Genomic DNA, 2,766 nt, shown 5'->3' on the forward strand with positions numbered 1-2,766 from the left:
GTCTTACATAACGCCGAAGGGAGAGGTCTCAATTGAATAACTTCGCTGGCCGATTCGAAAGCCTCAAAAATATCCACCTTATGGGAATTGGTGGAGCGGGCATGAGCGGACTGGCTCTCCTTCTTCGCCAGCTTGGAATGAATGTCAGCGGATGTGATGTATCACATACCTATTACATACATAAGATAGCCCCCAGCGGAATCGATTTTGTTCTGGGACACGACAAAAGCCACCTGGAGCGCTTCAATCCTGAAGCGTTGGTCTACAGCAGTGCAATTCCCCCGGAGACCGAAGAACTCCTTGAGGCCCAAAGGCGCGGTATTCTTACCTTCAAGAGGGCTGAGGTTTTGAGCTGGCTTTTCAATATGAAAAAGGGGATAGGTATTGCCGGGACTCACGGCAAGACCACGACAGCCTCCATGGTAGGGCTCATCCTTGAAAACGCGGGCATGGATCCGACAATTGCGATCGGGGGTGAGCTTTGCGACACTGGAGCAAACGCCAAGCTCGGGTCTGGTGCGCATATGGTGGCCGAACTTGACGAAAGCGACGGATCTTTCGAACTCTTCAGATCCCAGGTTGCGATAGTAACTAACGCCGACTGGGACCATGTGGATTATTATCCCAATTTCGGGTCAGTTTTACAGGCATACGAAAGATTCCTGTCGAACCGGGCAACAGGAGCGACTGCAATAATCTGCGGAGAGGACAAGGGGCTCTCCATGCTCCTTCAGGGCAGGATCAACGGAAATCATTTGACTTACGGTTGGGGCTCGAAATGGGATTGGGGAGCCCAGAATGTCCGGCATAACCCTGGAGGCGGCGTGACTTATACGATTTACAGGGAGGGAGTACCGGTATGTGACGTTCCATTGCAGGTTTCAGGAGAACATAATGTCCTCAATTCCCTCGCCGCATGCGCTGCGGCATATGCCATCGGGATCCCCGTAGAGGTCTCTTCCCAGGCGCTCAGGTCATTCAAGGGAGCCAAGAGGCGTCTCCAGCACATGGGTTCAATTCCAGACATTAAAGTGGATGTATTCGATGATTACGGCCATCACCCCAGGGAGATTTCCGCTACCCTGAACACACTGAAGAAGATTTTTCCGGAAAGACGCCTGATGGCGGTCTTCCAGCCGCACCGTTTCACCAGGACAGCCGCAATGTATAAGGAGTTTGCTGATGTTCTTTCAATGGCGGACGGCATTTACCTCCTTCCGATATTCCCCGCTGATGAAATTCCGATAGAGGGGGTCTCATCGACCCTGATAGGCGATCTGGTCGTTCAAAAAGGGCATGGGGCTTATAATTTTTGCAGCGACATGGATGAAGTCGTTAACAAACTGTGCTCGTCGGTCAGGGAAGGCGATGTAATAACCACTATCGGAGCCGGAGACGTCTGCATGGTGAGCGAGAAAATTCTGCAGCGCCTTGAAAGGAAAGGCGTTTCCCTCGATGCGATGGCGGTCAAGGCTTAACCGGGAGCTCAAGCCGCTTTTCTCCTTCCGTACATACCTGAATGATCTGACGACCCTTGGAGTTGGAGGCCCTGCCGAATGTCTTGCCAGGCCTTTGACACAGCGGGACATGGAGATTTTGCTGGCATTCTGCCGCGAAGAGGGCACCCCTTTTTGGCTTTTGGGAGGAGGCAGCAATGTTCTTGTTCCAGATGAGGGGTTGCCCGGCATTACCATTCTGACAAGCGGCCTGAACGGTGTCTTTTGGGAGGAAACTGGTGATGCGGTCACTGTTTATTCAGAATCGGGAACATTGCTTGCCTCCCTGCTGGGTTTGTCCTTGCGGAGGGGCTGGACAGGTCTGGAGTTCGCGGCCGGTATTCCCGGAACCTTGGGGGGAGCGCTTGCGGGCAACGCCGGTGCGGAAGGCCTCTCTCTCGGAGATCTGGTCAGATCGGTGAAAGTCATTCAAGATGACGGAAATGTCAGGGATAGATCCAGGGGAGAAATTGATTTTTCCTACCGTTTTTCCAGTCTTGGTCTTGAGGGAGTTGCGATAACAGGCTGCAGGCTTGTTCTCAAAAAATCGAACCCATCCGAAATAGCAGAAAAAGTTAGAGGTTTTCTCTCAAACCGAAAAGGGCAGCCCCGTGGCGTCAAAACGGCAGGCTGCATTTTCAAAAACCCGGAAGGCTCAAGCGCCGGGAAACTTCTTGATGAAGCGGGATGCAAGGGACTGGAATGTGGAAACGCCGTAGTTTCGATGAAGCATGCGAATTTTATCGAAAACAGGGGTTCTGCCTCAACGAAAGACATTTTATCCCTTATTGACCGATGCAGGACAAGAGTGGTCCAAAATTCAGGGGTTTACCTGGCAACGGAAATCCGTTTTCTTGGCAATTCCTTAAATGCGAAAATTCCTAATTAGAGCGTTTATCCTTATTTCTTTTATCTCGGGGATGTTATACTGTACAGAAAACTGGTACCAGTTTTTTCGTCTCCGAGGAGCAAGTTTTGAGTCGCTCGCGCTTCTGCCGGACGTTTTTTTCTGGCAAAGAATCGATTCCGCATCGCACCGGTTTTGGCCGGTTCTTCTGGCAAACAGCGGCAGGATCAAGCGTTCAATAATGTCGGTGGCCCCGGTGACCGTGAAAATGTCGATGCGTAAGCCGGGTTTTTTCGAGATTGATTTTATTCCGCTGGAGCCCTGGTTCATGGTTTTCTGGTCGGGCAGCGAGTGGTTTCTTTCCAGGGGCGGCCGTATGTGGTCTGTTCACCATGCCCTGAACGGCATTATCTCTCAGCAGTC

2 protein-coding genes are annotated in these 2,766 nt (G+C 51.7%); both read left to right on the forward strand.

What is annotated here, in order from left to right; translation table 11 throughout:
* Positions 1 to 32: 32 nt before the first annotated feature.
* Positions 33 to 1,478: a UDP-N-acetylmuramate--L-alanine ligase gene (murC, locus tag Q7U95_RS01270; RefSeq protein ID WP_308751467.1), complete on the forward strand. Its 1,446-nt coding sequence runs from the start codon at positions 33 to 35 to the stop codon at positions 1,476 to 1,478.
* Positions 1,456 to 2,385: a UDP-N-acetylmuramate dehydrogenase gene (murB, locus tag Q7U95_RS01275; protein WP_308751468.1), complete on the forward strand. Its 930-nt coding sequence runs from the start codon at positions 1,456 to 1,458 to the stop codon at positions 2,383 to 2,385. The genes murC and murB overlap by 23 nt, the downstream gene beginning before the upstream one ends.
* Positions 2,386 to 2,766: the final 381 nt, after the last annotated feature.

This window comes from Candidatus Oleimmundimicrobium sp., from assembly GCF_030651595.1.
Taxonomy (GTDB): Bacteria; Actinomycetota; Aquicultoria; order UBA3085; family Oleimmundimicrobiaceae; genus JAUSCH01.